The sequence below is a fragment of the Kitasatospora sp. NPDC088160 genome (assembly GCF_044741445.1).
Lineage (GTDB): Bacteria > Actinomycetota > Actinomycetes > Streptomycetales > Streptomycetaceae > Kitasatospora.
On sequence record NZ_JBIUSS010000009.1, the window covers coordinates 237,539 to 262,668 of the forward strand.

Sequence of the window (25,130 nt, forward strand, 5' to 3'; positions counted from 1 at the left end):
GACGTAGCGCATGCAGTCGGCCGCCGCCGGACAGAACGGGGCGGCCGGGCATGCCGGACAGACAGGAAGTACAGCCATGGCCGGCAACAGCCAGCGCAGGAACCGCCGCAACCCCGGGTCGAAGAAGGGCGCGTCTGTCGGTACCGGCGGCCACAGCCGGAAGGGGCTCCAGGGCAAGGGCCCGACCCCGCCCGGAGCGGAGCGCAAGGGCCACCCGAAGCAGCGCGCCGCCAACGCCGCGGTCAAGCGCGAGCGGGACGCCAAGGCCCGCGCCGGCATGCGCCGCGCCGGCGGCGCCGGTCGCGGTGGCCGGGGCGGCGCGGGCAGCGCCGAGCTCGTCTTCGGCCGCAACTCGGTCGTCGAGGCCCTTCAGGGCGGCGTCCCGGCCACCGCGCTGTACGTCCAGCAGTTCGTCGACACCGACGACCGCGTCCGCGAGGCCTTCCAGGCCGCCAACGACCGTGGCATCCCGCTGATGGAGGCCCCGCGCCCGCAGCTGGACCAGATGACCGGCGGGCTCAACCACCAGGGCCTCGTGCTCCAGGTGCCGCCGTACGAGTACGCGCACCCCGACGACCTGCTGGTCGAGGCCTCCGACTCGGGCCAGGACGCGCTGATCATCGCGCTGGACGGCGTCACCGACTCGCGCAACCTCGGCGCCGTGGTCCGCTCCGCCGCCGCCTTCGGCGCGCACGGCGTGGTCATCCCCGAGCGCCGCGCGGCCGGTATGACCGCCGGCGCCTGGAAGACCTCCTCCGGCGCCGCCGCCCGTCTGCCCGTCGCCCGGGCCACCAACCTCACCCGCACCCTGGAGGCCTACCAGAAGGCCGGCCTCATGGTGGTCGGCCTGGCCGCCGACGGCGAGGCCGAGCTGGGCGACCTGGAGCTGCTGACCGGCCCGGTGGTGATCGTCGCGGGCAGCGAGGGCAAGGGTCTGTCCCGGCTGGTCTCGGAGACCTGCGACATGCGGGTGCGGATCCCGATGTCCGGGCTGACCGAGTCGCTGAACGCCGGTGTCGCGGCGGGCATCGTGCTCTACGAGGCCGCGCGACTGCGCGCCAAGCGCTGAGCACAGTCGGTGTGCGGGGCGCAGGGGAACTTCTGAATTCTCCGCAATCCGAGTGAAAAGCGATCGGGCCCGACCAGGCCCGATCGCTTTTCTCATGATCATTTCAAGTATGCGCCGGACATCCACTCGGGAGAGTGTCCTAAGCGGTGGTCACCCGGTTAGACGGGCGTGGACACCAGAACACCTCGGCGCCCCCTGTTCGGCGGCGGCAGCACCGGGATAGACGCGGGCCCCGGCCTTGACACGGTCAAGGTGCCGTCCGACCCCGCGCGCCTCAGCATCACCCAGGCGAGCTTCCGGCTCCGGCTCGGCGCCCCGGTGGCGCCGCTGATCGAGGCCCCGGCCGGACTGCTGTCCACCGGCGCCGCGTTCGGCGACCCGTATGCCGACCAGGGCCTGATCCGCCGTCCGCTGGTCACCCCGCAGGTCGTGGTGCCCGCCTCCGCCGTCCCGGCGCTCGCGGGGGCCGCCGGGGGCGGTGCGCCGCGCCGCAAGGGCCGGGTCACCGCCGTCACCTGGACCGGGCAGGCGCCCCCCGGGGACCTCGCGGCCACCCAGCTGCTGGACGCCGTCCGGCTCACCGGCTCCGGATCCGACGGCGGCGGCCCGGGCGTGTCGGACACCCGGGTGATCCCGTCCTACTCGGGCGCCCGGACCGTCCCGCGCCAGCCCCGGGAAGGTGCCGGCACCGCCACCGACGCGGGCATCGGCCCGGTCGGCGCACCGCAGGGCTGGACCCCGAGCGGCGAGCTCCCCGAGGTCTCCGCGACGGCCGCCGAGGGCAAGCAGCCCTGGTACCCCGGCCGCCGGGTCGACCTCGGCCTGGTCCTGCTGCCGCTGCGCGCCGTCCTCGGCTCGCTGTCCGTCTACGCCGGGTTCAGCAAGCTCTGCGACCCGGTCTACTTCGACGGCGGCGAGCGCGGCTCGATGATGCGCTGGCTCGCCTCGCTGCACCCCTGGAAGGTCGCCGAACCGCTGCTGGCCTTCGCCATGGCGCACCCGGTCGGTGCCGGCCTGGTGGTGTCGTTCACCCAGGTCGTGGTCGGCGTGCTGACCGTCCTCGGCCTCTGGCAGCGGCTCGCGGCTGGGGCGGCGATGCTCCTCTCCGCCGCGCTGCTGTTCACCGTCAGCTGGCGGGCCGTGCCGGTCTACGACACCCCCGACCTGATCTTCCTGGCGGCCTGGAGCCCGCTGCTGATCGCCGGAGCGCCGTTCGCCTCCCTGGACGGGCGGCTCAACCTGGAGGCCTGGCGGCGCTACGGCGCCGACGCGCCCGCCGCGCTGCGCCGCCGGGTGCTGCGCCGCGGCACGGTGGTCACCACGGTCGTGGTCGGGGCGACCCTGCTGCTCGGCTCGATGCTCGGCGCGGCGGTGCGGACCGGGGCCCGGACGCACCAGGCACCGGCCCGTCCGGCCACCGACTACGGCACGCCGGTCTGGCCCAGCGGCGCCCCGACCGGCACCCCGGGCGGCCAGGGCTCGTCCACCTCGCCCTCGCCCGCCCCGCGCCCGGCCACCCCCACGCCGAGCCCGACCACCCCGCCCTCCTCCGCCCCGGCAACCCGCCCGGGCAGCCCGACGCCGAGCGGCAAGGGGCACTCCACCAAGGCGGAGACCGGGGCCGGCACGACCCCGACCCCCGCCGCGCCGGCCGCCGCCGCGCCGTCGGCCGGTTCCTCGCCCGCCCAGCGCAGCACCCCGGCCCCCGCCGGCTCGGGGGCGGCGTCCAAACCCAGCCCGAGCTCGGGGGCGAGCCCCGGGCTGCTCGGCGGGGTGCTGGGCAGCGGCCCGCTCGCCGACCTGTCCGGCGGCGCCCGCTCCTCCCACCCGGGGGCGCCCACGTCCACCTGACGGCCCGTGGACGCGATCGGCCGGGTGCTCCTTGGCGGAGCACCCGGCCGATCGTCGTGCGCAGGGGGCTGAGGTGCTGGGGCGCGAGGCTGGGGGAGCGGCGGTTACTGCGGTGTGCGGCCGGCCCCGGAGGCGAGCTCCTTGGCCGCCTCGGTGAGGTCCTTCGCGGTGTCGATGGCGCGCCAGTACACGCCCTGCGGCAGCTGGTAGCCCGCCAGCCGCTTGCTGCGCGCCAGCTGCGGGAACGTGGTGCGCTCGTGGTCGCCCACGTCCGGCAGCAGCTCGGCGAACTCCGGGCTGAACACGTACAGCCCGGCGTTGATCAGGAACGGCGAGGGCGGCGCCTCGATGAAGTCCAGCACGTTGCCGAACTGGTCGGTCTCCACCGCCCCCCACGGGATCCGCGGTCGGGCCAGCGCGAGCGTCGCGACGGCGTCCCGCTCGTGGTGGAAGGCGGCCATGTCGCGCAGGCTGAACCGGGTCCAGATGTCGCCGTTGGTGGCGTACCAGGGCTCGTCCGGGCGGGGCAGCGCCTTGGCCGCGTACTTGAGGCCGCCGCCGCGTCCGAGCGGCTCCTCCTCGACCACCGTGCGTACGCGCAGCGGCAGATCCGCCTTGTCGAGCCACTCCTCCAGCACGGCGGCGAGGTGCCCGCAGGAGACCACCACGTCGGTGACGCCCTCGGAGGCCAGCCAGGCCAGCTGGTGGCCGAGGATCGGCGTGCCCGTCCCGGGGATCTCGACCAGCGGCTTCGGGCGGTCGTCCGTGTAGGGCCGCAGCCGCGAGCCCTGGCCGCCGGCCAGGATCACGGCCTGGGTGACGGGCGTCGTGGTCGGCCGGGACGGGTGGGTCGGCGGGGACGCGAGGTCGGCGGTGGGGCCGGAGTCAGCGGTCATGCCTGAAGAATAGGGCGCCCACCGGAGGTGGGAACCCGAGGCCGCGGGCGCCGTCGGCCCGCGGCTGCCGGTGGGCCCGACGGCCTCGTCGGCCCGCGGCCGAGGGGGTCAGCCGGCGATGCCCGCCGCGAACGACCCGTCGCAGACCGGGCGGGCGAAGGACCGGGCCCGCTGGACGTCGCCCTGGTACTTGCGCACCGCCGCCTTGCCCAGCTCTCCGGCGAGCGAGGTGCAGTACGGCGTCAGCGACGGCTGTTCGCGCATCGAGCGCTCCAGCAGGTCCAGCGCGGCGGACGGGTTCTTGGCCCGCAGCTCGTCCAGCAGCACCACCCGCAGCGACTCCTGCGGGGCGAGCCCGTCCGGGGACGTGCCCGCGGTGGCGGTGGCGGAACGCCCGATCCCGGTGCCGTCACCACTGGACGCCGCCACGACCTGCTGGTCGAGGTTGGTCGGCGGGGCCCATGGCACCCGGGTCACGGCGAGGGTGCCGGTGGTCACCAGGACGACCGGCAGGGTCAGGGCGACGGTCTGGCCGATACGGCGTACAAGCTGCTTCACCCTCAGGAGAGTAGCGGTGGGTACGGGCCGGATCGCCCTCCGTGACACCATCGAGTGACACCGTGTCCGGGTTCGTCCCCCCACCGTGTTGACGTGGGGGTGTACGGACGGAGCCCGCCGGACCAGGAATGGTCCGACGGGCTCCGTCGTGCCGGCTTGCCCTGCCGGTCGACCGACCGGCAGGGCGCGCCGTGCTCAGCTGCTCAGACGGGCGCCCGAGCTGGTCGAGAACACGTGGGTCTCGTTGGCGATCGGCACGACGTGGATCGTCTCGCCACGGGCCGGGATCTGCCGGCCGTGCACGCGGACGACCAGCTCCTTGTCCTCGCCGCCGATCTTGGTGGTGCCGTACACGAAGCCGTCGGAGCCGAGCTCCTCGACGACGTTCACCGTCACCGCGACACCCTCGATGCCGCCCGCCGGGACGATCTCGAAGTGCTCCGGGCGGATGCCGACCGTCACCGACTTGTCGGTGCCGGCGCCGGCCAGGTCGTCGCGCGAGACGTTGACCACCGAGCCGCCGAACTTCACGCCGCCGTCCACCAGCGGGACCTCGACCAGGTTCATCGCGGGCGAGCCGATGAAGCCGGCCACGAACAGGTTGGAGGGTCGGTCGTACATGTTGCGCGGGGTGTCGACCTGCTGGAGCACGCCGCCCTTGAGCACCGCGACCCGGTCGCCCATGGTGAGCGCCTCGGTCTGGTCGTGGGTGACGTACACCGTCGTGATGCCCAGGCGGCGCTGGAGGCCGGCGATCTGGGTACGGGTCGAGACGCGCAGCTTCGCGTCCAGGTTCGACAGCGGCTCGTCCATCAGGAAGACCTGCGGCTGGCGCACGATCGCGCGGCCCATCGCGACACGCTGCCGCTGACCACCCGACAGCGCCTTCGGCTTGCGGTCCAGGTACTCCGTCAGGTCGAGGATCTTCGCGGCCTCCTCGACCTTGGTGCGGATCTCCGCCTTGTTCACGCCGGCGATCTTGAGCGCGAAGCCCATGTTCTCGGCGACGGTCATGTGCGGGTACAGCGCGTAGTTCTGGAACACCATGGCGATGTCCCGGTCCTTCGGCGGCAGGTGCGTGACGTCCCGGTCACCGATCCGGATGGAGCCGCTGTTGACGTCCTCCAGGCCGGCCAGCATGCGCAGGCTGGTCGACTTGCCGCAGCCCGAGGGGCCGACCAGCACGAGGAACTCGCCGTCCGCGATCTCCAGGTCCAGCGCGTCCACCGAGGGCTTGTCCGCCCCGGGGTAGACGCGGGTCGCCTGGTCGTACGTGACAGAAGCCATGGTTGTTCTCTCCTTCACCGGCAGGAACGTGCCGGACGATCCGAGTAAAGGGGCGTTCGTTCGCCTCCGTCAGCCCGCCCAGTGGTCTGAACCACCTCACGAACCGACTCCGGGCGACGCTACCTGCGCCTCCGCCGCTTGTCAGCCCCCAGCCCGCCCGATTTCGGCATCGGTTCCATCACGCCCACCCAGCCCGCCAACCCCCGGATATCCCCCCACCCCACCTGCCGGGCCCGGTAGACTGCCCCCGGTGCCGCCGTGATCCCTCGCGGACGGTCACCGTGCCTCCTTAGCTCAGCTGGCCAGAGCACCGCTCTTGTAAAGCGGGGGTCGTCGGTTCGAACCCGACAGGGGGCTCGCGTAGGAAGCAATGCGACCGGTGCCCGAAGGGCCGGCTCACCGGAGTGATCCGGCGGAGCCGGCCCTTCGTCGTTGCCGGGGCGTGCTGCAGGCCGTGGGGTGGTGCGTGGCGGTCGATCAGGTGGGTTCGGGTGCGGATTCGCCCGGTTCGCCGGATTCGGTGGGTTCGTTCGAGTCATCGGATTCCTCCGATTCCTCCGGTTCGTTCGGCGGGTCGGAAAGGGCGGTCTCGCCGCTTTTCCGCCAGGTTGCCGTCACCTTCAGGCTGGCCTTTCCGTCGACTCCCGTCACCGCGCTCACGAGGACTCCCGTCTTGACGGAGAGCTCGATTCCGAATTCGAGCGTGAATTCGTCGGGGGCGGCCGCCCGCAGACCGGATCGCACGTTGCCGACCACGGTCTGGAGGGTGCTCGCGAGGTCGTCCAGCTGGTAGCTGGGGCGGCGCAGGGCGACGTCCCTGGGCCCGCGCTGCTCCTCGATGCGGGCCCAGAATGTCCCCTCGGGCGTCACTACTTGGACAAGCTCCGACATTTCTCCTCCAAGGGGTGCCGTTGCCGGGGTCGAATTGCCGGAAAACCGGTGACCGGCCCGGGCCGTGGGCCTATCCTTCTTCTTCGCGAGGGGAACTGTATCGGGCGCCGAGGGGTGGCAGGCCATGGATATGGGACAGCGGGCGGCGGGTACTGAACGCATCTACCTCTCCGATGTGGAGCCGCACGCGGCGGCGCCGATCGACCGGGCCTCGGACCTGCGGTCGCGGGTCCTGCTGCATGTCCTCTTCGCCGACACCCTGCTGATCGGCGACTCGCAGGGCCTCAACAACAGGTACTTCCGGGCACTCGTCGACGCCGAGGAGGCGCGGAAGGTCCGCTGGTCCCCGGGTACGGCGGCGCTCTCGGACTTCGGCGCCCTCCTGGAGGCGGGCCGGCTGCGGGTCGCGCTGCGGGCGGGCGGGAGCCTGCACCGGATCAGCGACGGCCACCGGGCCGAGGGCGTGGAGAACGCGCCCGACGTCCCCTACGTGGAGCGGCTGACCGGGGTGTCGTCCGCGCACACGGTGCCGTACGACGGGTCGGCCGTCGCCGCCGCGTTCAAGTCCGGTGTCCTGACGCGGATCGAGGCCGCCGAGCGGGACTTCGCCGGGAGCGCGCGGGAGGCCCTCGAAGCCGCTCGCGCCTGGGTCTCCGAGCAGGATCCGCTGCTCTACAAGCAACTCCGGGACTGGCTGGCCGGCTACCGGAGCGCGCGCCCGGGGGGCAGCGCCGAACTCGTCCTCGTGCTCCAGTCGGTGGACGACTGGGCCGGCGAGTCCTACCGGCGGGCGCTGCCGCAGGCCCTGGGCGTCGGCATGGCCGGCCCGCGCGACGGCGAGGGCACCATCCCGGTCTTCCGGAGCCGGCGACTCGTCGAGTACGCGGGGTTCCCGGCGGTGATGCTCGACAACCTGCTGCTGTCCCAACTTCCGGTGGAGGTGGTGTTCGAGGCGATCGAGCAGCCCTCCCGGGTGGCCCTGGTCGCGGAGTTGGGGCGGCTGCGCCGGGGGATCCAGCCGGACACGGCGGTGCTGCGTTCGGCGGTCGACGAGTTCAGCTCGTGGACGCTGGAGGCGTTCGAGCGCACCTTCCGCCGTGTCGGGGGTCTGGCGTGGGAGCACTTGCGGGGTGAGGTCCGGCTGATGCGCTTCGGGCTGGACGAGGACCCGGTCGCCGGTCGGCTGGGGGCCGGCCTGGAGGTGGTCTCCCCGGCGACCGACGGCGTTCGCGACCTGTCGCTCCACGTGGTGAACGGCCCGGGTGCGGCGGGCCCGGACCCGCAGCGCCGGGCCCAGCCGCGGCCGTTGCGCGAGCTCGATCCCTTCGAGCGGGTGGTCACCCTCTGACGGTCCCGGTCTGCGGGTCGGGGTGGGCCTGGAGGAGGGCGAAGGCGGCCAGGGTGACGCCGCAGGTGATCCGGCCCTGCCGCAGCCAGCGCGCCATCAGGTCGGGGGAGACCCAGACCGGGTCGGTCACCGATTCCATGGCCTCCGGACGGGCGGTGGCGGTGCCTCCGGGGAGCACGGTGGCGCGGCAGACGTGGATGCCGTTCTCGATCAGGCCGGTGTCCGCGTGGATCAGGCCGAGGCTTTCCACGGTGGAGGCGATGAGGCCGGTCTCCTCCCTGAGCTCGCGCGCGGCGGCCTCCTCCGGGGGTTCGCCGGGCTCGCAGCCGCCGCGCGGGAACTCCAGCGAGGCGGCGCCGACCGGGTAGCGGTAGGAGGGCACCAGCGCGATGCCGTCGGGGCCGGTCGCCACCACGACGACGCCGGTCTGCGACCACTGCCACCGGAGGTAGTTGCCGGCCGTGCCGCCCGGGGCGACGACCTCGTCGTTGTAGAGCCGGCCGAAGCGGTTCCCGAAGACCTCGACGGCCTGGCGGCGTCGGATCGGGGCGGGCGCGGCGAGGTCCTGAGAGTCCGTGGGCATCATGCTCCTACCTGCCGTCGTAGGGCCGCAGGTGGCGACGGCCTCACCTGCCATGATTGCCCATGGTCGCCAGCTGCTCCACCCAGTGTGCGCGCTCGTCGGTGAACTCGGTTATCTCCGAGGAGAGTTGGACAAGCATCCGGAGCGAGGACCGTTGTGCGGCGAGCCGTTGCCGGTCGCCGGGCGGAAGGGCGGCGCGCAGCTGTGCGGCTTCCCGCAGCGCGCGGTACGCCTCGTCGTCCCGTCCGGCCCGGACGAGGCCGATCGCCTGCCGGTGCAACGCCTCCGGGAGCCTGGCCAGGTAGCGGCCGGGCTGCTGGTCGGCGAGCTCGCGCAGCAGCGCGAGCGCCCGGTAGCCGGCCGCCACCGCTTCGACGGGTCGGCCGGCCAGTTGCCCGCACCGGGCGAGGAGTTGGAGGCAGGTCAGCAGGGTGTCGTCCTGCCGGGCCCCCGGTTCGGCCTCCTCGCACAGCTCGACGCCGTGCGCGGCCGCGTCGAGGGCGGCGCTCACCTGGCCGTCCTCCATCCGCACCAGGGCCAGGGTGCTCAGCACCGTCGCGGTGTCCAGGAGGTACGTCTGGCGCAGGGTGTCGTCCCCGTCCGCCCCGGCGAGGAGTTCCTCGTAGTGGGCGACGGCCGACCTGGCGTGTTCGAGCGCCGGTTCGGTCCGGTGGGCGCGGTGCAGCAGGAGGCTCACGTTGTGGAGCGCCCTCGCGTACTCGGGGAGGTGGCGTCCGGTCTGCCGGACGAGGTCCCGGCTGAGGCGGACGGCCTGCTGGGCGGCGGTCAGCGCCGAGTCGCCGGGGCGGACGCCGTCCGCGCCGAGTCCGCCGGGGGCCAGTCCGTCCGAGGCCGGTCCGCCCGGGGCCGGTCCGCCGGGGGCCAGTCCGCCCGGGGCCAGTCCGTCCGCGGCGGGTCCGTCCGGGGCGGTCTCGTCGAGCCGGAGGCTGTAGCTGATGAGGCGGCGCAGCCTGCGCAGCTGGTCCTCCTCGCCGAATTCGGGGTCCGGCTGGTCCAGCAGGCGCTTCAGGACCAGCGCCGCCACCGGCGACATGCTGGAGGGGTAGCCGGGCAGCCGGCTCTCGACGGCGGCGAGGACGTCTGGTCCGCACGCCCGTACGGCGGGCAGCATGAGGGCCGCCAGCGGTTCGGCGTGCGGCAGTACGGCGCCGTTGGCGGCCAGGGCCGGCAGGAGCGCGTCGGGCCGCTCGGCGATGCTCCGGGCCAGTGCGGCGTCCAGGGCCGGGTGGGCGGGGTGGTCCACGACCCGCCCCACCCCGGTGCAGCCGCGGGCACGGGCGAGGATCTCCACGGTCTCGGTGGCCGCCGCGATCCGCTGCTGCGGCGAGGCGGGGTGCGGCGGGTCCAGCAGGGCGAGCAGGTACTCCTCGGAGCGTCCCGAGCTCTCCGGCGTACTCAGCACCCGTCGGACCAGGATCTCGCCGATCCGGCTCGGGCCGACGGGGGCGACCAGGCCGTCCTCGGCCGGGTAGAGCATGCGCAGGAGGGCGTTGACGACGTTCATGTTGAGGGGCGGATGGTGGGGGAACGCCTCGGCCCGGACCCGTTCCAGCAGGGCGATCAGCCGGTCCGAGCGTCGCCCGGGGGCGAGCACCGGGACGAGGAGGAGCCCTTCCGCCAGGAGCCGGCCGGCCTCGCCGGCCAGGGCCGGCTCCGCGGGCAGCCACGCCGTGAGCTGCGCGTGCCAGACCCGGACCTCGTGGTCGCAGAGCCGTTCGAGCGGATCGCCGTGCCCGGACCAGCTGCTTCCCCGGGCGAGGGTGAGGACGGCGTCCAGCGCGAGTGCCAGCACGCCGAGCAGCGAGTCCTCCCGCCCGGCGCGCGACGGAAGGCTCCTCGGTACGGGCAGGCGGTCGTGGCCGAGTCGTCGGGCGAAGACCTCGAAGGCCGAGACGACCAGCGCGGCGGGTGAGGCGTCCCCGGTGGCGGTGGCGGTGGCGGTGGCGGTGGCGGCGGCGGCGGAGGGGACGGAGGGGACGGAGGGGACGGAGGGGATCGTCCTGGGGAGTTCCACGACGCTGGCGTCGGCCAGTGCCCAGTCGTCGACGCCGCTCTGCAGCGCCCGCCAGAAGGGCTCGGCCGTGCGGGCGAGCAGCAGCAGGCGCAGCCGGGGCTGCTCGGGTCCGAACCGCGAGACGTGGTCCACCAGGGTGCGGATGTCCTCCAGCCGGGCCTGGGCGTAGTCGAAGACGGCGAGGACCGCCAGACCGTCGTCGAGGGCGGTGGTCAGCTCGTCCAGCCACCCCGCCCCCGCGAGGCTGCTGCGCTGTACGAAGCCCGCGAGCCAGCCGTCCTCGGCCATCAGCCGGCACAGTTCGGCGGCGAGCCTGGTCTTGCCGGAGCCGCCAGGCGCGTGGAGCAGGCGCAGCAGCAGCGGGGTCCCGTCGGCGCACCAGGCCCGCAGTTCGGTGAGTTCCGGGCGGTCCACGAAGGGCATCGCGCCCTGCGTCAGCAGCTGGGCGGGGGTCGGCCGGGGCGTCTGGCGGGGCCGGTGGTGTCCGTACGCCCCGAAGAGCCGGACCTGGCGCCCGGCCCGGTCCATCGCCAGGTCGTACCAGGCCGTGCCGGGCCGGTGGCCGAGTCCGTTGCGCCGGGCCAGTTCGGGGAAGCAGGTCCGCACCGCGTCGACGGGGACCATCCAGCCGCCCAGGACGGCCGTCTCGTCGCGGGAGGTCTTGAGCACTCCGCACACCCGCCCGGTGGCGGGGTCGAGCACGAGGCTGCCGCTGAACCCCTGGACGACCTGGTCGCTCTTGAGCCGGACGAAGTGGCCCGCTTCGCCGGAGCGGCCGACGACGGAGAGGTACAGGGTGTCCCGGTGGGTGCCGGCGTCCAGGGTCGCGTCGCTGAATCCGTGGACGATCACGTCCGAGCCGCCGGGGGGCACCTGATCGGCGAGCCAGACGCCTGCGGTGTCCAGCGGTTCGGGGAGCCGGAGCACCGCGAGGTCCGGGTACGCGTAGATGCCGCCGTCCGGGTCCTGCCGCGGTTCCCGGGCGACCACCTCGGCCCGGAGCGTGCGCCCGTGCACCGTCACCGCCGGGTGCGGGTCGGAGCGGACGACGTGGGCGCAGGTCAGCACGGTGTCGGGGGCGACCAGGAAGCCGGTGCCGGAGCTCTCCGCGGTCTCGATCAGCACCGCTTGTTCCGTGGCGAGTCGGCTGACGGCCTCCCGGCGCCGCCGGGTCTCGTTGTCGGGGATCACTCGGGGTCCCTTCGATCGGGGGTGCCAGGGTGTCGTGCCCGGCCGTCGGAATCCAGTGACGGAGGTGCGCCGGGACGTAGTTGACGCAGGGTCCAGCCGTGGGCGCCGGGGGTCAAGGGGGTGGTGTGGGCGGTGAGGAGTTCGGCGGCGCGGCGGTAGGAGAGGCGGGCGCGGCCGGTGTGGGGGCAGCGGTCGGGGGCGGGGGTGCCGGCGGGGGCGCGGCGGTCGGTGAGGAAGAGCGGGCCGGCGGTGCGGCCGGCGACGAGGAGGGGGAGCAGCCGGGCGGTGCCGCTCCGCCAGTGGACGGGGGTGCGGCCGGGCCGGTGGAGGGTGCGGTGCCGGGACAGGTCGAGGTCGTCGGTGTCGAGGGCGAGGACGGTGTCGATGGCGGCGCCTGACTCGTGGAGCAGGTGCCAGAGCGACTGTTCGCGCAGGGGCGCGCGGAGGGTGAAGAGGGCGCGCAGGTCGTCGGGTGTCAGGGGAGTGACGGTCGGTCCGGGCCGCGGGTCGGGGTGCAGGTCGGTGGTGGGGTCGTCGTCGAGCCAGCGCTGGGCCCGCCACCAGGCCACGGCGGCGCGCAGGGTGGAGAGTTCGCGGTTGAGTGTGCGCGGGTCGGTGTCGGCGCGGCGGCGGTCGGCGGCGGTGCGCAGGCGGCGGGCGGCGTCCGGGTGGTCGAGCAGGGCGAGCGGGAGGACGGGCGGCCGGGCGCGCCGCCGTTCGGGGCCGGTGGGGGCGGGGCGGTCGGCGAGGGCCCAGGCCCAGGTGTTCAGGGCGATCCGGTAGATCCGCCGGGAGCCTTCGGCGAGCCCGGAGGCGGCCAGGTAGCGCTCGACGGCGACGGCGTACTCGACCGGGGGGAGCTCTGCCATGGCGGGGCCTCTTCCGCAGTAAATCAACTCGGGTCGGACCCCTGAAGGCTATCTGCGAAGCGCAGTAAATCGCAGATGAACGGCCATTTTTGAGGCCGTTTACTGCGGCAGTCGGCAGAGCGTGAAATATTGAGGCCAAAAGACTCAACTTTTCCCCGGAAACCCTTGAACGCCGTTCCCGTCCGGAGGCAGACTGCCGCCCATGGCAGTGGATGCGGAACGGATCCCGGCCCGCCGCCGGCGGCTGGGAGACCGGCTCGCCGTACTGGGCGAGCGCGATTTCGCGTGGTTCTTCGTCGGCTACTCGACCTCCCTCCTCGGCTCCTCGATGGCGCCGGTGGCGGTGGCCTTCGCGGTGCTCGACGGCGGCGGCAGCGGAACCGACCTGGGGTGGGTGATGGCGGCCCGGATCCTGCCGGTGGTGCTGGTGCTGCTGGCCGGCGGGGTGATCGCGGACCGGTTCGGCAGCCGCCGGGTGATGCTGGGCTCGGACGTCCTGCGCGGGCTCGTCCAGGCGGTGTTCGCCGCGCTGCTGACGGCCGGGCGGGCGCCGGTCTGGGCGATGGTCGCGCTGGTGGCGGTGTGGGGGGTCGGGGAGGGGCTGTTCCTGCCGGCGCTCGGGGCGATCGTGCCCGGCCTGGTGCGCCGGAAGGAGCTCCTGGCCGACGCGAACACCCTGCTGGGGCTGGCCCGTTCGGTGGCCACGGTGGCCGGGCCCGCGACGGCCGGCCTGGTGACGGCGACGCAGGGCCCGGCGGTGGTCCTGCTGGCCGACGCGGTGACGTACGGCGTCGGCGCGTTCGCCCTGGCCAGGCTCCGGCTGCCCGACCGGGCGGCGAACGCGGCCGGAGGCGAGCAGTCGATGCTCGCCGAACTGCGGGCCGGCTGGTCGGAGTTCGCCTCCCGGCCGTGGTTCTGGATCACCACCGTCCAGATGGGCCTGTTCAACCTGCTGGTCTGGGCGCCGTTCCTGGTGCTCGGCCCGCTCACCGCGCAGCGGGACCTCGGCGGCGCCCGGGCCTGGGGTCTGGTGATGGGGGTGTACGGCGTCGGCGCGGTGCTGGGCGGGCTGGTGATGCTCGGGCGCCGGCCCGAGCGGCCGCTCGCGGTGGCCACCGTGGCCACGCTGGCCTGGGCGCTGCCCTCCGCCGCGCTCGCGGCCGGTGCGCCGCTGCCGTGGGTGGTGGCCGGCGCACTGGTGGCGGGGGTCGGCTCGGCGGTCAGCGGGACGCTGCTCAGCACGACGATGCAGAGCTGGGTGCCGCCGGAGGTGCTCGGCCGGGTCAACTCCTTCGGGGCGCTCGGCGCGTTCGTGCTGGGGCCGCTCGGGCTGGCGGCGGCCGGACCGGCGGCGGACCGGATCGGCGTGGACAAGGTGCTGCTGCTCGGTGCGGTCTGGCAACTTGCGGCCGGTACGGTGGTGTTGGCGGTTCCGGCGGTTCGGAACCGCCGGTGGGAGGGGAGCCGGTACGGCGAGGACGGGCGTCACGGCGACCAGGAGGGCGCGCCCTGACCCGCGCTGGTCCGACCTTCCCGGGATCCGCCGACCACCCCCGAACGGCTCCGGGGCGCACCCCCGGCCCCGGTGCGGCCCACCGCGCCCGGCCGGCTCCGGAGCGCGACCAGGTCCGGCCGTCGCACCCCCGCCGCCCGCGGCGGGCGCCGCGGCCGGACCGGTCGTACCGTGGAGGGAGTGGGGGTGGACGGAGGAGGTTTGACCATGCCCGGTTCGCTCACCATCAGCCACCACGAGTCCGCGGCCACCCTGGACCGCACGGACGCCGATCGGCTCGCCACCGTACTGGCGGAGCTGGCGTACCTGCTGGAGATCCCGGGGCCGAACCGGATCAACGACGCGCAGCTCACCCTGCTGTGCGAGGGCCGGGCGCCGGACCGCGCCGAGCTGTCGCACTGGTCCCGGGCGCTCGCGGCCGAGCTGAAGGGGCGGCGCTGACGGCCCCGGTGCCCGCCGCAGCCGACGGTTCCGGTGCCCGCCGACGCCGGAGGCGCGCCGCCCCGCCCGCCGTACGATGGCGTGCGGGGCGGGCGGACGTCGTGCGCCCCGCGGGCGCCGGGGTGGCCGGCGGCCGGTCCGGCGGAGGGTGGGGGCCCGAGCGTGCCGCAGTCCTGGTCGATGTCCTGGCTGACCGTGGAGACGCCGCTGCCCAGCGGCCCGATGCACATCGCCGTGACGCCGCTGGGCGTGGCGGCGGCCGGGTACGGCGGGCGGGAAGGCGAACTGCCGCCGTGCACCGACGCGTCGAAGACCGCCGCCGTCCGGGACCGGATCGGCGCCTATCTGGCGGGCCGCAGCCGTGAGTTGGGCCTGCCGATCGACTGGAGCCTGAGCTCCGGCCCGCACCGCACCGTGCTGCGCACGCTCTGGCAGGAGGTGCCGTACGGCCGGACCATCACCTACGGCGAACTGGCGGCCCTCAGCGGGGTGTTCGAGGACGTGGCCGAGCCCGGTCTGGCGGCGCGGACGGTCGGCCAGATGATGGCCGCCAATCCCGTCGCCCTGCTGGTGCCCTGCCACCGGGTGGTGGCGGCGGACGGGATCGGCGGCTTCGGCGGCGGCCGGGTGGGGATCGACGTGAAGCGCTGGCTGCTCACCCTGGAGGGCGTGCTGGAGCCGACGCTCGACTGGAACGGCCCGCTGTAGCACCGGGGTTGCCGCCGGTTCGGCCGCGCCGAGCCGCGTGTCGCGGGTGAGCCCCGCACGAGCCGCCCACCGTCGCGTCCGGGCTACCGCTGTCGGACGAGGGAGACCGGGGCGGGCGCCCGGCGCTGTAGCACCGGCTGGATGCCGGAGACCAGCGTGTACTCGACGCCGTGCACGTCCGGATCCACCCCGGTGGGCTCCGGCCGTTCGCCGAGCGCCAGCCGGACGGCGTCCCAGGGCAGATTGAGGCCGCACAGCCGTAGCTGGTGGAGCCCGGCGGCGGGCCGGGTGTTGACGTCGATCACCACCGGTCGCCCGGCCAGTTCGCGGAACTGGATGTTGGACAGGTAGGCCATCCGGCTCGCCCCGACCAGGCGCCGGACCGGCTCCAGGTACCGCGGATCGGTGGTGAAGCCGCGGCGGCGGCCCGCCTTGGTGCGGCCGACCACGGTGAGCGGGTGGCCGGCCCGGTCGGCGAGGCAGTCCACCGAGACCTCCGGCCCGTCCAGGTAGGGCATCACCAGCAGGTCGACGGGCTCGTCCCGCTCGTCCTCCTCGTCCCCCGCGCCCGGTCGGGCGGACAGGGCGGCGGCCACCTGCTCGACCTGGACCCGGTGGTCCCAGCCGTGAAGCCGCCGCGGCCCGTACGGCTCCCGGGTGAGCACCCGGAAGCCCGCGCCGCCCGCGCCGGTGGTGGGTTTGAGGCAGGCGGTGTGCCCGGCGGCCTCGATCCGGTCGACGGCGTCGAGCAGTTCGTCGGCGGTGCGCACCCGCCACCAGGGCGGGGTGGGCAGTCCGGCGGCGGCGATCGCCCGGTAGCCGTCGGCCTTGCTGGTGTAGGTGGCGATGGCGGTGGCCGGCGGGCAGAGCAGGGTGGTGCCGATCGCCTCGAACTCCGGCCGGGCGAGGGCGATGGCGAGCTGGTGCAGCTGCGGGAGGAAGACGGTTATGGAGTGCCTGGCGCAGTAGTCGAGCGCGTAGCCGACGTAGGCGTCGGCGGGCAGGTCGGCGGGTTCCAGGGTGCCGTGGTCGGCGGCGGCGAGCACCGGGGAGTCGGGGTCGGCGTGGGTCGCGTGCACCGCCACCGGGCGAGGGGCGGTGCGGAGTTGTTCGATGAAGAAGACGTTCTCGGCGTAGGTGCGGTTGAGCCAGACACGGACGGGGGCTGTCAAGACTGCCTCCCAGGGCATGGGGTGACGAAGGGTCAGGGCTCATGGTCGGCCGTGCTCGTCAACTGGCCTGGCGGCCCTGTGAGGTGGCACCCTAGCGGCCGGCTCCCCGGGCCCGGACGGGAGGGGCGTCGTGTGTGCGGGCGCCAAGGGGTGGCGACGGAGGGGGTGTCGATGGGGGAAGATGGGAGGCGGTATTCCCGATAAGTTCGAATAATCTGTCGAACAGATATCGATCGAGTGATCCAGTCGTACTATTTGTTCGGTTATCCCGAACCACTCGAATGAGTGATTGCGGCATGCACCCGAATGGGCCCACCATGAAGCTGCAACATGAATGCGCAAGGCGACACTTCATCGGGCATGCGAAGGGCTCCCCCTATGTCGACCGAAACCAATGCCGGTGTTCCCGCGCCCAGCGCGCAACCTGAGATCCGGCAGCAGCAGAGTCTGAGCACGGCGGGTGCGCGGAACCTCGCCACGACCACCAAGTCCGCGCCGCAGATGCAGGGCATCAGCCCGCGCTGGCTGCTCAGGACGCTGCCCTGGGTGCAGGTGTCCGGCGGTGCCTACCGGGTCAACCGCCGCCTGCGCTACTCGGTCGGCCGCGGTCGGGTGAGCTTCGTCAAGACCGGCTCCGAGGTGCGGATCGTCCCGCCGACGCTGGCCGAGGTGCCGGTGCTGCGCGGCTTCCAGGACGAGGCCGTCCTGACGGAGCTGGCCGGGCGCTTCGTCCAGCGGGAGTTCGCCGCCGGCGACGTACTGGTCTCCGCCGGTGCGACGATCAACGAGGTCTTCCTCATCGCGCACGGCAAGCTCGAACGGCTCGGCACCGGCAAGTACGGCGAGGAGACGGTGGTCGGCACCCTCGCCGACGGCGACCACCTCGGCGACGAGGCCCTCCAGCAGGAGGAGGGCACCTGGCCGTACACCGTCCGGGCCGCCACCTCCGGCACCGTGATGGCGCTCTCCTGGCCCGCCTTCCAGGAGCTCCACGACCGCTCCGAAGCCCTGCAACTGCAGGTCATCGAGTACCTGAACGGCTTCCAGCAGGCGCAGAACAAGCACGGCGAGGCCGCGATCGACCTCTCCGCCGGCCACCGGGGCGAGTACGAGCTGCCCGGCGCCTTCGTGGACTACGAGCTCAAGCCCCGCGAGTACGAGCTGAGCGTCGCGCAGACCATCCTCAAGGTGCACTCCCGCGTCGCGGACCTCTACAACCAGCCGATGAACCAGACCGAGCACCAGCTCCGGCTGACCATCGAGGCGCTGCGCGAGCGCCAGGAGCACGAGCTCGTCAACAACCCCGAGTTCGGCCTGCTGGAGAACGCCGCGTACGACCAGCGGATCCAGACCCACTCCGGCCCGCCCACCCCGGACGACATGGACGAGCTGCTCAGCCGCCGACGCGGCACCAAGATGTTCCTCGCCCACCCCAAGGCCATCGCCGCCTTCGGCCGCGAGTGCAACAAGCGCGGCCTCGTCCCCGGCACGGTCGAGGTCGAGGGCAAGCACGTCACGGCCTGGCGCGGGGTGCCGGTCTTCCCGTGCAACAAGATCCCGATCGTCGGCGGGCACACCAGCTCGATCATGGCGCTGCGCGTCGGCGAGGACAACCAGGGCGTCGTCGGCCTGCATCAGACCGGAATTCCGGACGAGTACCAGCCGAGCCTTTCGGTGCGGTTCATGGGAATCGACGACAAGGCCATCATTTCCTACCTGGTCAGCGCCTATTACTCCGCCGCGATTCTCGTCCCGGACGCGGTCGGCGTCCTGGAGAACGTGGACGTCGCGCAGCGCTAGGCGCTGTCCGGGGCGCGGCTCCGTCATTCCGGCCGGGCGCGCGATATCCGGGCACGCGCCCAGGCCCCGGGGCCGGGCACCGACCGACCGGAGCCGGTCGGAATTCCACGCCGCCCGGTCGGGGCACCCACACCCCGGCCGGGCGGTGCGCCGCGGCACGTCCGGAAAGCGGGCCGGCCGCCGACTGGCCCGGCCGCCGACCGGGTCGGCCGACCCACGACCGGCACCTCACACCAGGCCGCCTCACCGCAGGCCGACAGGGGGAGAAACCCATGACGAGCTCCACACTGGAGCGGGACCACAAAGAGGGGAACGAGGCGGCGGACGTCCTCGCCCGGGCCCGCAACCTGGTCGATCCGGTCCTGCGGGCCGCCGTCGACTCACTGCCCGGCGCGATGCGCAAGGTCGCCGGCTACCACTTCGGCTGGTGGGAGGCGGACGGCTCGCCCGTCGAGGCCCCCTCCGGCAAGGCGATCCGGCCCGCCATGGTCCTCGCCGCCGCCCAGGCGCTCGGCGGCACGGCCGCCGAGGCCACCGCCGCGGCCGCCGCCGTCGAGCTGGTGCACAACTTCACGCTGCTCCACGACGACGTCATCGACCGGGACGAGACGCGCCGCCACCGGCCCACCGCCTGGCGGGTGTTCGGCACCACCGAGGCCATCCTGGCCGGGGACGCCATGCACTCGCTGGCACTGCGCCTGCTCGCCGAGGACGCCCACCCGGCCGCCCGCAGTTCGGTCCGCCGGCTCACCGACTGCGTGGTCGAGCTGTGCGAGGGCCAGCAGATCGACTGCGCCTTCGAGCAGCGCAGCGACGTCTCGCTCGCCGAGTGCCTGGCGATGGCGGAGGCCAAGACCGGCGCCCTGCTCGGCGCCGCCTGCGCGATGGGCGCCCTGTACGGCGGCGGGTCGGAGGAGGCCGTGCAGGCGATGGACGGCTTCGGCCGGGAGATCGGCCTGGCGTTCCAGCTGATCGACGACCTGATCGGCATCTGGGGCGATCCGGCGGTGACCGGCAAACCGGTGGGCGCGGACCTGGTCGCCCGGAAGAAGTCGCTGCCGGTGGTCGCGGCGCTGGGCTCCGGCACCCCCGAGGGGGCCCGGCTCGCCGGGCTGTACGCCCTCGAACGCCAGCTCAGCCCTGAGGAGTTGGCACAGTGCGCGGCGTCCGTCGAAGGCGCCGGCGGCCGCGGCTGGGCGCAGGGCGAGTCCTGCGAGCGGATGGCGGCGGCGATGGCGCAGCTGGCCACGGCCGTTCCGGAGCCGTCGGCGGCCGACGAACTGCTGGTGCTAGCCGAACTGGTCACCCGCCGCAGCCACTGACCGGTCTCGTCTGACCGGTCTCGTCCGACGGGGCTGGTCCGACCGGACTCGGCTGACCGGACTCGTCGGGAGCGGGAAGTCGGCCGGCCCGACTTCCCGCTCCGGGCCCGGAGCCGCAGCGCCGGTGGCCGGTGGCTGTCGGGCGCCCGGGAAGCGTCGGGCCACCCGACATGCTGACCCGCCCCGCCCCGCATAGCATCCCCTATGTACTCGTATGTCCAGAATTCCGGTGCGCGCCTGCGCCGCCGGCCTTCCGTGTACTGGGGAGAGCGACGAGCATGGCCAACCCGGCACTCGTGGACCCGGCCACGATCCGCGCGACCGCCGCCGAGGCCTGGATCCGTGGCTACCCGATCCTGCGGAACTATCGCACCCTGTACGCACAGGCACTGGACGACGCGGACCCGGGGTACGTCGGCGGCTTCGGCGTCTTCCGCCACCGCTCGCAGCCGTTCACCCCGGCCGACACCGACGTCGCCTCCCCCGACAACGACACACTGCACTCCTGGGCCTGGCTCGACCTGCGCGCCGAGCCGTGGGTGGTGTCCGTCCCGGCCGCGGACCGCTACTACGTCCTCCCGCTGCACGAACTCGACACCGTGTACGCCGGGTTCGTCGGTGCCCGGAGCACCGGCCAGGAGGCCGGCGACTACCTGGTGGCCGGCCCCGACTGGCAGGGCGAGCCCCCGCCCGGCGTCCGGGGCGTGCTCCGCACCGCCACCCGCCTGGTCGGCATCCTCGGCCGAACCCACCTCGCCGGCGACACCCCCGCGGACGTCGCCGACCTGAAGGCCGTCCAGCAGCAGTACCGGCTGCGCCCGCTGCACGAGTACGCCGGCACCCCGGCGCCCGCCCCCGCGTCGGAGCCGGTCTGGCCGGTCTGGCGCGAGGAGGTGCTGGACACCGTCGAGTTCCTCAGCTTCCTCGACTTCCTGCTCGGCTTCTTCCCGCTCCGCGGGCCCGTCGAGCTGCCGCCCGCCGAGGTCGACCTGCGCGGCCGCCTCACCGACCTCGGCGTCGACGGGCGCGGCGAGTTCGAGCCCGCCACGCTGCCGATCGAGGTCCGGGCCGAGATCGAGCGCGGCATCGCGGACGGCCGCGCACGGCTGGAGCGCGCCGCCGCCGAATCCGAACCCACCAGCCCGGCCGCGCTCTTCGGCACCCGTGAGCGGATCGGCGGGGACTTCCTCCGACAGGCCCTCGGCGCCAGGCTCGGCCGCTACGGGCTGCCCACCGAGGAGACCTGGTGCGGCGGTTGGGCGGCGGACAGCGCGGGCAACCGGCCGCCGAACGCCAGCGACCGCGATTACGTCGTCCGCTTCGGCCCGGACGACCTGCCGCCGGCCCGGTACTTCTGGTCCGCCACCATGTACGCGCTCCCGGACCGCCTGCTGGTCGACAACACCCTGGACCGCTACGCGATCGGCGACCGCACCCCCGGCCTGGTCCGCGACCCGGACGGCGGACTCACCCTCCACCTCCGGCACAAGCGGCCCGCCGACGCCCAGCAATCCGCCAACTGGCTGCCCGCCCCGGACGGCCCGTTCACGGTCGTCGTCCGGCTCCACGGCCCGGACCGGTCCGTCCTCGACGGCCGTTGGCGCCTCCCGCCGCTCGACCCGAGCTGACCCGCAGCGCAGAAAAGCGCAGAAATCCGCACCGCAGAAATCCGCACCGCAGAAATCCGCACCGCAGCGACCGCGCCGACCGGACGAAGGACACCCCGATGAACCACCCCGAGCTGGAGGCCCTGGCCGCCGACGCCTACGTCTACGGCTACCCGCTCGTCGCCGACCTCACCATGGTCGAGCGCTTCTCCAGGGGCGGCCTGGGCACCCTGCCGGCGGCGTCGTTCAACCACTTCAGCCACGCCACCCGGCTGGCCGGGCCCAAGGACCACTTCGTCTCGGTCAACAACGACACCCTCTACTCGATCGCCCAGCTCGACCTCTCCGAAGGCCCGCAGGTGTTGCGCGTCCCGGACACCGCGGGCGCCTACTACGTGCTGCAGGTCGTCGGCGCGTGGACGGACAACGTCGCCTACGTCGGCAGCCGAGCCACCGGCACCGGCGAGCAGACCTGGCTGATCGTCCCTCCCGGCTGGCACGGCACCCCGTCCGACCCGGCCCGGGTGATCGAGGCGCCGACCAGGGTGGCGACCGTCGTCGGCCGCTTCGCCTGCATCGGGCCGGACGACCTCCCCCGGGTCAAGGCCCTCCAGAAGGCCCTCACCCTGGAGCCGCTGGAGCCCGGGGGGCTGGTCGCCGGACTGCCCGAGCCCGATCCGGAGGTGCCCGAGCGGCTGGCCTTCTTCGAGCGGCTTCGGGTCTGGATGCAGGCCTTCCCGCCGGCCGGTCCTGACGTCGAGTACCAGCAGCGCTTCGCCCCGCTCGGCCTGCTCGACGAGGGCACCTCGCCGTACCGCGCGGCCGCCGCGGACTGGACCCTCGCGCTGGCCAAGGGCCTGGCCGCCGGCCGCGAACGGGTCGAGGACGCCACCCGCCCGCCCGAGGACCACCCGCCCGGCGAGTGGCGCTCGGCTCTCCACCTGTTCGACTACAACATCGACCACCTGGGCCCCGGCACCCTCGACGACCCCGAGTGGCGCATCCCCGACCGCCGCGCCGGCTACCTCAGCCGGGCCGCCGCCGCCCGGGCCGGCCTCTGGGGCAACCACGCCTACGAGGCCTCGTTCGCGATGACCTACGACGACTCCGGCGGCCGCCCGCTCAGCGGTGCGCACCGCTACACACTGCGGTTCGACCAGCCACCGCCCGCCGAGGCGTTCTGGTCCGTCACGATGTACGCGCTGCCGGACTACTACCTGGTGGACAACCCGATCGAGCGCTACGCGATCGGCGACCGCACCCCGGGCCTGGTGTACGGCGCGGACGGCTCGCTCACCCTGACGCTCCAGCACGAGCAGCCCGAGGACGAGGTGGAGGCGGCCAACTGGCTGCCCGCCCCGGTCGGCGAGTTCCGGCCGATCATCCGGCTCTACCAGCCGAAGCCGGCCGTGCTGGACGGCAGTTACCGGGTGCCGCCGATCGACCGGAGCTGACCGCCGTCGCCGCTGGGCGCGGACGTCGAGGGGGACACCGGACGCTCAGTGCGGAGCCGGGGTCGCGGTGCCCGTCGCGGTGCCCGAGGGCGGTGGCGAGGACGGGTGCGCCGACGCCGACGCCGACGCCGACGCCGACGCCGACGCCGACGCCGAAGGCGAAGGCGACGCCGAGGACGACGCCGACGACGAGGGAGCGCCGGCCGACGGCGACCCCGACGGGGACGGAGCCGCCGTGGCCGTCACCGACGGCTGCGGGGAACTGCTCGGCTGCGGGTCCGCCGTGGCCGACGCCGACGCCTCCGGTGCGGCGGGGGAGGAGGCCGAGCCGCCCCGGTTGTGCGGTCCGCCCTCCAGGGTGACGACCGCCTGCGAGGGCGGCAGCGCGATCCGGGCGGTCCAGTGCGCCGTGGGCGCGAGGTCCTCGTCCACGGTGACGGTCACGGTGATCCGCTGGCCCGGTGCGAGGGTGCCGGAGTCGCGGCTGAGCCGCAGCCAGGCGGCGTCCGTCACGGCGTGCCAGTGGATCTCGGTGGTGCCGGAGTCGGTGAGGGTGAGGATGGTCCGGCTGCCGTACTCGGCGGCCTCGACGGTGAGGAGTCCGACCGGGGCCGGTTCGGCTCCGCCCGGGCCGCCCCCGGTCGGCGCCTGTCCGACGGCGGGGGCGGGGGCGGCGACCAGGGCCGGACTGCCGATCGGGGTCGCCCCGCGGGCCGGTACCGGGACCGCCGGGCCCTGGAGGGTCAGCCGTGGAAAGGCAAGGGGCAACGTTTCTGCACCGATCACCCCGGCACCCACCGCCCCCGCACCCGCCAGCTCCATCCCCGGCACCCCCGGCAGCCCCGTGCCCGCCGGTGCGCCCGCCGTCGGCCACGGCTTCGACGGCTGCTGCCCGCCCGTCCGCCCGGCCTCCTCGACCCGCACCGTGGACACCGCGGACGCCGTCCCCGACCCGCCGCTCCGGTGCCCCGCCCACAGGGCGACCACCGGCGCCGCCAGGACGGCCGCGAGCACCCCGGTGGTCACCACCCGCCGACGCACCGCCAGTGCCCGGCCCGCGTCCGGCGCCCGGTGCCGGGGGAAGCCGCCCTGGTCGAACCGCAGCCCCGACTCGGCCGCCGGCACCGCCCCCGCCCGCCGCACCGCACCGACCGCCGACGGCAGGTGGCCGATCACCGACGGCAGGTGGGCCGCTCCGGCGCCCGGGGGCGCCGGAGCGGGGGCGGGAGCCGCCAGCAGCGGCAGCCCGGACATCCCCGCCGCGCCCTCCGTCGCCGCACCGGCCACCCGCCCCGCCGTCCCCCGGCAGGTCGGGCAGTCCACCACGTGCTGCACCAGCTCCCGGCGCAGCGCCGGGCCGAGCACCCAGTCCCGCCAGGACTCCGCCCCGGCCCCGCCGAGCCGGTCCAGTTCCGGGCAGCTGCCCACCCCGAGCACCAGCAACGCCGCCCTGGTCCTGGCCACCTCCGCCTCGGCGGCGGCGAGCAGCGCGCGGGTCCGCTCGAACGGCAGGCCCAGCACCGCCGCCACCTCGTGCGGGGTCAGCCGGTGCCGGACGGACAGCTCCAGCGCCTCGCGCTGCTCCGGGTCGGTGCCGGCCGCCTCCGGCCAGGCGAGCGAGGCCAGCTCGCGCCGCCGCCGGGCCGCCTCGGCCTCGGTCGGCTCCGCCGTGGCGTCCCGTCCGGCGCCGCCCGCGAGCCGCCGCAGGCAGCAGTACCGGGCCAGCGAGAACAGCCAGGCCCGGACCAGCCCGGGCTCGGTCAGCCGGGCGCCGTGCCGCCGTGCCAGTTCGCGGGCCTCGCGCAGGGCGCCGGTGGCCGCGTCGTGCTCGCACAGCACCGAGAGGCAGTAGGTGAACAGGCCGTCCACCTGCCGGTCGTACGCCGCCAGCACGGCGGCCGGCGGCCCTTCAGTACGCGTTGTCACCCGTCCGACGGTAGAGACGGCGGGCGGCGCACCCCGGCCGTTCGCCGTGTATGTACTTCTTTCGGGTAACAACATCGCCCATCTGTGTGGGTTTGGGCCCGGCTCCGGTGGAGCAAGGCGTTGTCGGACCCAGGCGCTACGGTGGGCCGCATGGCTGCCCGTACCAAGACCACCGCCAAGCCGCGCCCGGCGTACCGCTGCACCGAGTGCGGCAACCAGCTGCCCAAGTGGGTCGGCCGCTGCCCGGAGTGCAACGCCTGGGGCACGGTCGAGGAGTACGGCGCGGTGCCGATCCGGACGACCGCCGCGGGCCCGGTCAGCTCGCCGGCCCGTCCGATCGGCCAGGTGGACGGCCAGGTCGCGACGGCCCGCTCGACGGGCGTGCCGGAACTGGACAGGGTGCTCGGGGGCGGGCTGGTCCCCGGCGCGGTCGTCCTGCTGGCCGGCGAGCCCGGCGTCGGCAAGTCCACCCTGCTGCTGGACGTGGGGGCCCAGGCCGCCCCCCCCCCGCCCCCCCCCCCCGACGTCACCGGCGCGGCGTCGGCCGGGCAGGTCCGGCGGCGCGCCGCCCGGGTCAACGCGCGCTCCCAGCACCGCTACCGCGCCGCC

The 25,130-nt window shown here is 74.5% G+C and carries 20 protein-coding genes and 1 tRNA gene; 12 read left to right on the forward strand and 9 right to left on the reverse strand.

The features are described from left to right. Positions 1-76: 76 nt before the first annotated feature. Both rlmB and ACIOGZ_RS16250 read left to right on the forward strand, forming a co-directional pair. Positions 77-1,069 carry a 23S rRNA (guanosine(2251)-2'-O)-methyltransferase RlmB gene (rlmB, locus tag ACIOGZ_RS16245; RefSeq protein ID WP_363582345.1) on the forward strand — a complete coding sequence of 331 codons (993 nt, stop codon included), beginning with the start codon at positions 77-79 and terminating at the stop codon, positions 1,067-1,069. 252 nt (positions 1,070-1,321) lie between these two features. Beyond that, entirely contained in the window at positions 1,322-2,920 is a 1,599-nt protein-coding gene (locus tag ACIOGZ_RS16250; protein WP_400986241.1) for a DoxX family membrane protein, read from the forward strand. A 104-nt stretch (positions 2,921-3,024) separates the two neighbouring features. Here the strand turns inward: ACIOGZ_RS16250 and ACIOGZ_RS16255 are convergent, their stop codons facing one another. The 3 genes from ACIOGZ_RS16255 to ACIOGZ_RS16265 all read right to left on the reverse strand — a co-directional run bounded on the left by ACIOGZ_RS16255 (position 3,025) and on the right by ACIOGZ_RS16265 (position 5,661). Then, positions 3,025-3,816 carry an NDP-sugar synthase gene (locus ACIOGZ_RS16255; protein WP_400809953.1) on the reverse strand — a complete coding sequence of 264 codons (792 nt, stop codon included), beginning with the start codon at positions 3,814-3,816 and terminating at the stop codon, positions 3,025-3,027. A 108-nt stretch (positions 3,817-3,924) separates the two neighbouring features. Continuing rightward, positions 3,925-4,374 (reverse strand): hypothetical protein, encoded by a 450-nt coding sequence (locus tag ACIOGZ_RS16260; RefSeq protein WP_363582339.1) that lies wholly within the window; start codon positions 4,372-4,374, stop codon positions 3,925-3,927. A gap of 195 nt (positions 4,375-4,569) precedes the next feature. Continuing rightward, the gene (locus ACIOGZ_RS16265) at positions 4,570-5,661 is read right to left on the reverse strand and encodes a sn-glycerol-3-phosphate ABC transporter ATP-binding protein UgpC (protein WP_363582337.1); all 1,092 of its coding nucleotides are present in this window, start codon (positions 5,659-5,661) and stop codon (positions 4,570-4,572) included. Between the two features lie 283 nt (positions 5,662-5,944). On the opposite strand from ACIOGZ_RS16265, the gene ACIOGZ_RS16270 reads away from it, so the two are divergent. Then, a tRNA-Thr gene (locus ACIOGZ_RS16270) sits at positions 5,945-6,018 on the forward strand. A gap of 120 nt (positions 6,019-6,138) precedes the next feature. On the opposite strand, the gene ACIOGZ_RS16275 is transcribed toward ACIOGZ_RS16270, so the two are convergent. Continuing rightward, positions 6,139-6,552 (reverse strand): CU044_2847 family protein, encoded by a 414-nt coding sequence (locus ACIOGZ_RS16275; protein ID WP_400986243.1) that lies wholly within the window; start codon positions 6,550-6,552, stop codon positions 6,139-6,141. Between the two features lie 124 nt (positions 6,553-6,676). Here ACIOGZ_RS16275 and ACIOGZ_RS16280 point away from each other — a divergent pair, with 124 nt between their 5' ends. Further along, the gene (locus ACIOGZ_RS16280) at positions 6,677-7,900 is read left to right on the forward strand and encodes a hypothetical protein (protein ID WP_400986245.1); all 1,224 of its coding nucleotides are present in this window, start codon (positions 6,677-6,679) and stop codon (positions 7,898-7,900) included. On the opposite strand, the gene ACIOGZ_RS16285 is transcribed toward ACIOGZ_RS16280, so the two are convergent. The 3 genes from ACIOGZ_RS16285 to ACIOGZ_RS16295 are packed head-to-tail and all read right to left on the reverse strand — an operon-like array spanning position 7,890 to position 12,578. After that, positions 7,890-8,483 (reverse strand): NUDIX hydrolase, encoded by a 594-nt coding sequence (locus ACIOGZ_RS16285; RefSeq protein ID WP_363582190.1) that lies wholly within the window; start codon positions 8,481-8,483, stop codon positions 7,890-7,892. The genes ACIOGZ_RS16280 and ACIOGZ_RS16285 overlap by 11 nt on opposite strands. A 43-nt stretch (positions 8,484-8,526) precedes the next feature. Then, positions 8,527-11,709: a trypsin-like peptidase domain-containing protein gene (locus tag ACIOGZ_RS16290; protein WP_400986247.1), complete on the reverse strand. Its 3,183-nt coding sequence runs from the start codon at positions 11,707-11,709 to the stop codon at positions 8,527-8,529. Beyond that, complete coding sequence (locus ACIOGZ_RS16295; protein ID WP_400986249.1) at positions 11,706-12,578, reverse strand: hypothetical protein; 873 nt, start codon at positions 12,576-12,578, stop codon at positions 11,706-11,708. The genes ACIOGZ_RS16290 and ACIOGZ_RS16295 overlap by 4 nt, the downstream gene beginning before the upstream one ends. A 202-nt stretch (positions 12,579-12,780) precedes the next feature. Between ACIOGZ_RS16295 and ACIOGZ_RS16300 the strand changes: the two genes are divergently transcribed. The 3 genes from ACIOGZ_RS16300 to ACIOGZ_RS16310 all read left to right on the forward strand — a co-directional run bounded on the left by ACIOGZ_RS16300 (position 12,781) and on the right by ACIOGZ_RS16310 (position 15,240). Beyond that, positions 12,781-14,091 (forward strand): MFS transporter, encoded by a 1,311-nt coding sequence (locus ACIOGZ_RS16300; RefSeq protein WP_400809964.1) that lies wholly within the window; start codon positions 12,781-12,783, stop codon positions 14,089-14,091. Between the two features lie 207 nt (positions 14,092-14,298). Further along, positions 14,299-14,532 (forward strand): hypothetical protein, encoded by a 234-nt coding sequence (locus tag ACIOGZ_RS16305; protein WP_363582182.1) that lies wholly within the window; start codon positions 14,299-14,301, stop codon positions 14,530-14,532. Positions 14,533-14,694: 162 nt separating this feature from the next. Continuing rightward, positions 14,695-15,240, forward strand: a complete 546-nt coding sequence (locus ACIOGZ_RS16310) for a methylated-DNA--[protein]-cysteine S-methyltransferase (protein ID WP_363582181.1) — start codon at positions 14,695-14,697, stop codon at positions 15,238-15,240. An 83-nt stretch (positions 15,241-15,323) separates the two neighbouring features. On the opposite strand, the gene ACIOGZ_RS16315 is transcribed toward ACIOGZ_RS16310, so the two are convergent. Further along, entirely contained in the window at positions 15,324-16,412 is a 1,089-nt protein-coding gene (locus tag ACIOGZ_RS16315; protein WP_400986251.1) for an ATP-grasp domain-containing protein, read from the reverse strand. Positions 16,413-16,790: 378 nt separating this feature from the next. Here ACIOGZ_RS16315 and ACIOGZ_RS16320 point away from each other — a divergent pair, with 378 nt between their 5' ends. The 4 genes from ACIOGZ_RS16320 to ACIOGZ_RS16335 all read left to right on the forward strand — a co-directional run bounded on the left by ACIOGZ_RS16320 (position 16,791) and on the right by ACIOGZ_RS16335 (position 22,595). After that, positions 16,791-18,212, forward strand: a complete 1,422-nt coding sequence (locus ACIOGZ_RS16320; RefSeq protein ID WP_363631741.1) for a family 2B encapsulin nanocompartment shell protein — start codon at positions 16,791-16,793, stop codon at positions 18,210-18,212. 272 nt (positions 18,213-18,484) lie between these two features. Further along, complete coding sequence (locus ACIOGZ_RS16325) at positions 18,485-19,534, forward strand: family 2 encapsulin nanocompartment cargo protein polyprenyl transferase (protein ID WP_363631739.1); 1,050 nt, start codon at positions 18,485-18,487, stop codon at positions 19,532-19,534. A 278-nt stretch (positions 19,535-19,812) separates the two neighbouring features. Next, on the forward strand, positions 19,813-21,162 hold the full coding sequence (locus ACIOGZ_RS16330) for a DUF1254 domain-containing protein (RefSeq protein WP_400986253.1): 1,350 nt from the start codon (positions 19,813-19,815) through the stop codon (positions 21,160-21,162). A gap of 98 nt (positions 21,163-21,260) precedes the next feature. After that, complete coding sequence (locus tag ACIOGZ_RS16335; RefSeq protein WP_400986255.1) at positions 21,261-22,595, forward strand: DUF1254 domain-containing protein; 1,335 nt, start codon at positions 21,261-21,263, stop codon at positions 22,593-22,595. A gap of 45 nt (positions 22,596-22,640) precedes the next feature. Here the strand turns inward: ACIOGZ_RS16335 and ACIOGZ_RS16340 are convergent, their stop codons facing one another. Then, positions 22,641-24,521 carry a hypothetical protein gene (locus tag ACIOGZ_RS16340; protein ID WP_400986257.1) on the reverse strand — a complete coding sequence of 627 codons (1,881 nt, stop codon included), beginning with the start codon at positions 24,519-24,521 and terminating at the stop codon, positions 22,641-22,643. A gap of 150 nt (positions 24,522-24,671) precedes the next feature. On the opposite strand from ACIOGZ_RS16340, the gene ACIOGZ_RS16345 reads away from it, so the two are divergent. Further along, positions 24,672-25,130 (forward strand): ATPase domain-containing protein (locus ACIOGZ_RS16345; protein WP_400986259.1); only part of this gene is annotated, 459 nt, incomplete at its 3' end.